7 protein-coding genes and 2 pseudogenes are annotated in these 7580 nt (G+C 65.2%); 7 read left to right on the top strand and 2 right to left on the bottom strand.

What is annotated here, in order from left to right; translation table 11 throughout:
- From MKK63_RS18175 to MKK63_RS18155, 5 genes and pseudogenes are all read left to right on the top strand, one after another.
- Window positions 1-697, top strand: a pseudogene (locus MKK63_RS18175) (glycosyl transferase); the annotation flags it as partial.
- An 87-nt stretch (window positions 698-784) separates the two neighbouring features.
- On the top strand, window positions 785-1579 hold the full coding sequence (locus MKK63_RS18170; RefSeq protein ID WP_243927235.1) for an ABC transporter permease: 795 nt from the start codon (window positions 785-787) through the stop codon (window positions 1577-1579).
- Window positions 1580-1805: 226 nt separating this feature from the next.
- Window positions 1806-2150, top strand: coding sequence for a hypothetical protein (locus tag MKK63_RS18165; protein WP_244004232.1), 345 nt, complete (start codon window positions 1806-1808; stop codon window positions 2148-2150).
- 58 nt (window positions 2151-2208) lie between these two features.
- Window positions 2209-2964: an FkbM family methyltransferase gene (locus MKK63_RS18160; RefSeq protein ID WP_244004229.1), complete on the top strand. Its 756-nt coding sequence runs from the start codon at window positions 2209-2211 to the stop codon at window positions 2962-2964.
- Window positions 2965-2971: 7 nt separating this feature from the next.
- Window positions 2972-3292, top strand: a complete 321-nt coding sequence (locus MKK63_RS18155) for a hypothetical protein (protein WP_244004227.1) — start codon at window positions 2972-2974, stop codon at window positions 3290-3292.
- Window positions 3293-3369: 77 nt separating this feature from the next.
- Here the strand turns inward: MKK63_RS18155 and MKK63_RS18150 are convergent, their stop codons facing one another.
- Entirely contained in the window at window positions 3370-4842 is a 1473-nt protein-coding gene (locus MKK63_RS18150; protein ID WP_244004225.1) for an alginate O-acetyltransferase AlgX-related protein, read from the bottom strand.
- Here MKK63_RS18150 and MKK63_RS18145 point away from each other — a divergent pair.
- Complete coding sequence (locus tag MKK63_RS18145) at window positions 4810-5853, top strand: hypothetical protein (protein ID WP_244004223.1); 1044 nt, start codon at window positions 4810-4812, stop codon at window positions 5851-5853. The genes MKK63_RS18150 and MKK63_RS18145 overlap by 33 nt on opposite strands.
- Window positions 5854-6002: 149 nt before the next feature.
- Window positions 6003-7412 (top strand): phosphomannomutase, encoded by a 1410-nt coding sequence (locus MKK63_RS18140; protein ID WP_244004221.1) that lies wholly within the window; start codon window positions 6003-6005, stop codon window positions 7410-7412.
- Window positions 7413-7442: 30 nt separating this feature from the next.
- Here MKK63_RS18140 and MKK63_RS18135 read toward each other — a convergent pair.
- Window positions 7443-7580, bottom strand: a pseudogene (locus tag MKK63_RS18135) (IS630 family transposase); the annotation flags it as partial.

Raw genomic sequence — 7580 nt, 5'->3', positions numbered from 1 at the left:
GCCATCCTCCGACACGGCGGGGCGGATCGGGCGCGTGTACCGGGATCTGGCGATCACGGTGCGGCCGCACGCCGAGCCGGAGCGGGCGGTGCGCACCACCGCGCCGCACCGGCCGGGGCGCGTCCGGCGCGTCGCCGTGCTGGGCGGCATCAGCATGCCCGAAGGCGGGCTGGTGCTGCAGGCCCTGGCCGCCGATGCGCGCGAGCGTGATCAGCCGTTGCGGTTCACAATCGCGGGCTACTGCGACCCGGCGCTGGAAGGCGGCCTTGAGCGCGCCGGCGTCACGCAGACCGGACGCTACGCCACCGACGATCCGACCCTCGATCAGGAGGCGCGGGCGGCCCTTCAGATCGCCGAGACCGGCCGACATTGGGAGGACGACGAGACCTTCGACCTGGTCACACAGGTCTCGGCGGATCTGATCCTGCTCCCGGCGATCTGGCCGGAGACCTATTCCTACGCGCTAACGCTGGCGTTGCGCACCGGTCTGCCGGTGGCGGCCTTCGACCTCGGCGCACCGGCCGACCGGCTGCGCGCCAATCCTGACGGCCATCTCCTGCCCTATGCCCTGGCCGACGACCCGTCCGCCTGCAACGATCGCCTGCTGGCCATCCCGCTCCCGGGCCGGGCCCGCACTATCATCGAGGCCACCACATACGCCGATCTGATGCGCGACTATTACGGTCCCTTGGCCTGACGCTGCCATCAAGCCCGGCGCACCCGTCCAACCTACTTTGGCCTATTTTATGGTGGAGTCAGGCCCGGCAACGCAGAGGTCGCGCCGATGTTCGCTGTCCCGACGGCTCAAACGCAGAAAAGCCCAATCGAGTCCTATCTCCACGTCTTGTACGCGCTGATCCTGCGCGACATCCGCACGCGCTTTGGGGCCTCGCTCTGGGGTTACGGCGTGATCGTGCTCTGGCCGTGCGTGCACGTCTTCGTGCTGATCGCGATCTACACGTTCCAAAAATTGCCGGCACCGCTGGGAGACGAGCGAGCGCTGTTCTTCGCCACCGGCGCAGTTCCGGTCCTGGTCTTCCAGTACATCTCCCGTGAGGTGATGAAGTCTGTTATGATCAATCGACCGTTGACCTATTACCCCCAGGTCAAAATGTTCGATTTGATTTTCTCGCGAATTCTCGTCGAAATCGTCACCGGGTTCCTTGCTCTATTGGTCGTTAGTTCCGTGCTGACAGCCATCGGCGTTAATCTTATTCCGTCGCAGCCGCTGACGGCAGTAACTGGGTATCTGGCAGCCATCATCCTCGGCATCGGCGTTGGAACGATCAACGTCGCAATCATCGGCTTTTTCCCCGGATGGATGATCGGATATGCTCTCTTCAGCATCATTCTGTACATTTCAAGCGGAGTAATGTTCCTGCCGAGCTATATGCCCGAGCAGCTCTATTATTGGATGAAGTTCAATCCAGCCATGCAATTGGCAGAGTGGGTGCGGTCAGCTTATTATCCGTATGCTGGAATACAGGTTGATTATCTGTACGTCGTCATGTTCGGCCTGACATCCGTAAGCATCGGCCTGTTCCTAATCAAGCACGTCGTCAGCAAGATGCAGGCCTAATCCAGCGGCAGAATCCTCGACCCGAGACACCGAGAGCCGCATCCGTTCGCACTGCGATCGGATGCGGCTCCTGATCTTCGTTCTGACCCGCGCTCTCGCGCCGAGCCGGCTCGCGGAACCAGTCCGGACCGTGTTGCCAAGCCGCCGGGGCACGACGTAAGGGGTCGATCGGCAATTGATACTGGCCACTGCCCGAACCGCTTCCGCCCGGGGTCAGAGCGTTCCCATGACGACACGTGCGGCACACGCCGTTGACACGAAATACATCCGCCTGATCCAACACCAGCAGATCGAACTGGCGCTTGTCCGGGCCGAGCGCGACGCAGCTTTGCTGGAGCGCGACATGGCCCGGGCACGATCGAACGCCGCGGCGACGCTCCTGGATGCCATACTCGAGAGCCTGAGGCCCTATGGGTTCGGCCGAAAGCGCTTCTTGGCCAGGATCCGCAGGGCCGCACGCCTGATCCCCAATCAGGGTCCCGAGTCGATCCAGCACACCCTCCTGCACGAGGGCTCCAACCGTGTCCTGGGCCGCGGGACCTTACGGGCTACGCCAACCGGCAACACTTGACGGCCGCGATCGAACCGCCCGCCCAACCGATCCCGTTTACGAGGTGGATCAGCGTACGATGGATGTGGAACTCCTGACGGTGTTCAACGCCGTGATCAACTTGAGAGACAATCTCGATGTCCGGCCGCATATTCAGACCTCGGAACTCGATTTTCTGTCCTTCGCCACCCGCATGGCGCCCTATTCCAACGCGCAGCTCCTGCAGGATCTCTGGGTTCTCCATGAGCTGCGGGAGAAGCGAAACGGCTACTTCGTCGAGTTCGGCGCCTGCGACGGCATCAGCCTCAGCAATACACTTCTCCTCGAAAAAACCTTCGGCTGGCAGGGCGTTCTGGCGGAGCCGGCAAGGGCTTGGCACGCGGCGCTGCACAAGAACCGTGACTGCTACATCAGCGATCAATGCGTCTACAAGACTGACGGGATCGAGGTCCTGTTCAACGAGGTCGATATCGGTGAATTGTCCGGTGTCGACGACTTCGTTGCCGGCGATTTCCACGCGGATTTTCGCCAGGAAGCGAAGCAATATCTCGTCTCGACAATCTCCCTGAATCGGCTTCTGCGGGAAGCGCGGGCGCCCAGGCGGATCGATTACCTGAGCCTCGATGTCGAGGGGGGCGAATTCGACGTCCTGCAGAGCTTCGATTTCGCGGCTCACGACGTCGCCCTCATCAGCGTCGAGCACAATTTCGCGGACAGTCGGTCGAAGATCTATGACCTCCTGACGAATTTGGGCTATCGGCGGCGCTTCAAGCAGCTTTCATTGTTCGACGATTGGTACGTGCGCCCCGATCTCGTGGCCTCCCAAGACTCGTAGAGGCCCCATGTCCGCGCAAGCCGCGATCGAAATTCTCGATTCCTTATTCGACGTCTTCAAGCAGATGGGCGGGGGTATCGCCCTCGACCTGCACTGGCTGGCGATCTCCAAGCGCCTGCAGCAGGTTCGCGCGGAAGCCCACTGGTCCGCGGATCTCGATTTCGTCGCCGTGCGCCTGAAGGCTCAGGCCGCCTTCTATGTGGCGAATTATCGCCTGAGCGAGGGGCCGGAACCGATCCGTCCCGCCGATGCGGCTAGGCTCGAAAAGGTGGTGCACCAGTATTCGATTCTCCGTGCGCACCTTGAGCAGCAGGTGAGGGCGCAGTGACGGCACCACGCGGCGACGCTCGCCCTATCCGGCACCACGCGGCGCTCACCCGCGCTCCCAGGTCCGCCAGGGCGGCATCATGCGCAAGGCCCGTCATCCGACCCCCCCGCCAACTCAGCGTCGTAACGCTGGCGCACATACTGCGCGAAATTCCAATCGTCCTTCGAGGGCCGGAACACGAAGCGCTCCGACATCTCCGTCAGCACCAGATCGGGCTTCACCTGCGCGATGTGATCGTAATCGAGCTGCGTACTCCAGATGAAGTGTACTTCGCGAAACGTCTCGGCCAGCATGATCGTCAGGCCGATCGGAGCGAAATTGGCGTAGCTGTCGCCGAACAGCATGACGCGCCGGGGGTCGGTGGCCCGCGCGTTCCGATAGATCACGTGCGCCCCCGTATGGAGCGTTCCCGACAGCCCGCGCCCCTCCCTGTGTTCGACGATCGGGCTCGCATACACGCGGACCGCATCCCGCTGCAGATCGTGCAGCATCGTCCCTTCGTACCGCGGGGGGTCGAAGGCCATTCCCAGATCGCCCGCCCAGCCCGCGTGATAGGTGGCGGGCCTCTCCTCGAAATCGCGCACCGGCTCGGCGCCGATCGCCCGGCAGATCTCGCGGTAGGCCAGCAGACGGCCGGCGAACGACAGGTGACTGTCGGTCCGATAGAAGAGATTCTGCATGTCCCGCTGCTGTCGCATGGGTGCGATCAGATCGATCAGCGTCGCCCGCCATCGCGTGTTCCGTCGGATGTAGTTGACGAGGTTCAGGCGCCGGAGCGGAAACAGCGTGTAGTAGGCGTCCTCATGCAGGAGCCGGACGGCGGGCGACAACCGCCAGTCGATGCGCAAACCGTCTAGCAGATGATCGTAGATTGTGATCTTCTCCGGCATCAGGATATGCTTGTAGGGGATGCCGAGCGCCCGCAAGCGTCGCTCGCGCTGGGCCACGACCAAACGCCAGTGGATCAGCAGAAACTGCGCTTCCGGCGACCGCACATATTGCGAGCTGACGTTGTTGGTCCCCTGCAACAGGAAAAGCCAATCCCGCTTTCCGATATGGACCTCAACGGACGTCGCCATGAACCCAAGCTTGCTCGTAATCGAACCGGGACTTGCAACCCGAACGGCGTCTTCGTCGTCCAGGCGCCTTGAGACCGGCTCCGTGACCACGCATCGAACGACAGCGCCATCGGCCACCGCGTGAGCCGAGGTGTTGGCGTGGCCCCACGCTCCTCTAGAACCGTTCCCGATCGCGTTGCAATCGGAACGGTTTCGGACCCTTGCGGTGACCCGCCCGCCTGCGCCGAGCCGGCATCCATCCCGGCGCAGCCGCGTGGCGACCGGATCGTCAGATCCCGCGGCGGCACGGGTGCCTTTTGCGCTCGACTTGGCGAAGTGGTAGGGCCGCCGAGCCTGGAGGGGGCCGAGGAACGACGGCCCCGCTCGGGAGCGTCCCCGACGCTTCGAACGGATTGCGCCAAGACGGATTGCGCCCCAGAAACGATTTAGAGCCTCACCGTGCGTTTCTTCATCGATCACGACGACGGCCATTCGATCCGGGGCTGGATCGTTCCGGACAACCAGCTCGCAATCAGTCGCGTCGTCGTGTCCGTCGCGGGGCGGCGCGTCGCGGAGGTCGCGGCGAGCCATGTCGACGCGACGTTTCGGAACAACGGCTGGCACGCGACCGGTCAATGCATCTTCATCGTGACCGAGGCCGAGGTGCCGGGCCTCGCGGCGCTGGAACAGCTCGAGCTCTATGACGCGGACACCAACGTGCTGGTGCATCGGCGCATTCCGGCCGACGGGACGATCCAGTGCCGCACCTGCCTGATCAACACCGGCATCGAACCGGAGTCGGTCCTGCAGAGCGCCATGTTCCCCCATTACGCTCGCAGCTACTTCGGCATGCACCGCATGTCCGACGAGATCCTGACCAGCATCTTCCTGAACCCGGTGCGCTCCCTCCTCCTGTCGGGTTCCCTCGTCATCCCGCGATACGAGAATTACCTGACCCCGGACCTGATGGTCACGGCACTCTTGGTGCAGGACCCGCACCTCGAAATGGCGGCCCGCATGCACTGGCTGCAGGCGCGGACCGACGATGCCGCCGATCCGGCGCGCAGTTGGCGCCTCGGCGCGCTGGCCGAAGCCGCAGCCTTCATCAAGGATTACGATCTGACAGACACGAAGAGCCTCAAGCGCTTCTTCCGCATGATGCCGGAGTCGGCCTACCGCCTGCTGTACAATCCCCTGACCCGCCAGTTGGGGACCCGCATGCCCGAGGATCGGCTGCACCCGGGCAATTCGATCGCGGCGATCGAGGTCCTGTCGCGGGTCGGCATCGTCGGGCACAAGACCCGCTTCCAGGCCTTTGCGCGCACGCTGTTCGACCAGCTCTACATCGATGCCCCGCTCCCGGTGCTGCCGGAGCCACCCGCCGCGGTGCGCGACCTCGCGCAGCAGCTGCGGAGCCTTCGCCCGGTGGAAGAGATGCTGGTGTTCGACGCCGCCATCTCCGATGCCGTCAAGGACATCGTCGATAAGCATTGGAACGCGTAGACAGGCGATCCACCCCCGCATCCGCAATCTCGACGAGGCATGACTCTGCTGCTTCGTAGACCTCATCGTTGGAGCGGGGCATTGAGATCGTCTGGAATTCACGGCATCAGTCGCCCGAGCCCGACCCAATCCGAGCCTTTGGAATCGCCGTGAGCAGCCTGAAATTCGGAACCAGCGGCCTGCGTGGGCTCGTGACGGATCTCGTCGGCGGGCCGAGCTATGCCTACGCCTCCGCGTTCTTCCGGTCGGTCCCCGCGGGCGACGACCGCCGCGCGGTTGTGATCGGGCGCGACCTGCGCGACAGCAGCGCCAGCATCGCCGCGACGGTGGCGAGCGCCGCGGCTGCGGCGGGGTTCACGGCGATCGATTGCGGCGCCCTGCCGACGCCCGCGCTCGCCCTCGAGGCGATGCGGCGCGGTGCCTGCGCCGTCATGGTCACGGGCAGCCACATCCCGGAGGACCGCAACGGCCTCAAATTCTACCGGCCCGAGGGCGAGATCACCAAGGCCGACGAGATTGCGATCCTGGCGGCGCTTGAGGATGTCGCGGCAGGCGGCGCGGTGCCGGATGCCCCGCCGGCCACGCCCGAACCCGACGCTGTCGAGCGCTACCACCAGCGCTACGGCGCGGCCTTCGCGCCCGACATCCTGCAGGGCCTGCGCGTCGCGGTCTACCAGCAAAGCTCGGTCGCCCGCGACCTGCTGACCGGCCTGCTCGCCGGGTTCGGCGCGGCGGTGACGCCGATCGGCCGGTCCGGCACCTTCGTGCCGATAGACACCGAAGCCCACCGTCCTGAGGACATCGCCTACATCGCCGAGGTGATGGCGTCCGGCGCCTACGACGCCCTCGTGACCACCGATGGCGACGCCGACCGGCCCCTGATCGCCGACGGGGCAGGGCGGATCCTGCGGGGGGACGTGCTCGGGCTGATCACAGCGCGGTTCCTCGGGGCCGACACGGTCGTGGTTCCGGTCACGGCCGGCTCGGCACTCGAACAGGCGGGCGGCTTCCGGCAGGTCCTGCGCACCCGGGTGGGCTCGCCCTTCGTCATCGCCGGCATGGAGCAGGCGAAGGCCGCCGGGGCCGAGATCGTGGTCGGGTTCGAGGCCAATGGCGGCTTCCTGCTCGGATCGGACGTCACCCGCGCCGGACGGACCCTGCCCGCCCTGCCGACCCGGGACGCGATGCTGCCGATCCTGGCCACTCTGGCGGCGGCCCGCGCGGCCGGCATGACGCTGGCGAACCTCGTGACGTCGCTCGATGCCGGCGAGATGGCGAGCGACCGCCTCCCCAACACGCCCTCGGAGCGGAGCAGCGCCTTCCTGGGACGACTCGGCGACGCTGACTTCCGCGCCGCCTTCCTGAAGCCGATCGGCGTGCCGCAGGATGTCGACCAGCAGGACGGGGTCCGGATCGGGCTCGACGGCGGACGCGCGATCCATTTCCGGGCCTCGGGGAACGCCCCGGAGTTACGCTGTTACGCCGAAGCGAAATCGGCGAGCGAGGCCCAGGATCTCGTCCGATGGGGGCTGAGCGCCGCAGCGGCGGCCATGGTGTGATCGAGGCGCTGGGACGGGCTGCAGCCAGATCTAGTGGTGCGAGTCTAACACTTGGTGCCCGCGCTTTGCGGCCTGGATGATGCGATCCGGGTCGGCGGTCCAGACGAAGGGCTTCGGATTGCCGTTACTCTCGGCGATGAAGCGTTTGATGGCGGCCTGCACCTCGAT

Source organism: Methylobacterium sp. J-088 (assembly GCF_022829295.1).
Taxonomy (GTDB): Bacteria; Pseudomonadota; Alphaproteobacteria; order Rhizobiales; family Beijerinckiaceae; genus Methylobacterium.
The sequence above is the reverse complement of the archived record's forward strand: the minus strand, read 5'-3'. Positions and strand labels throughout refer to the sequence as shown.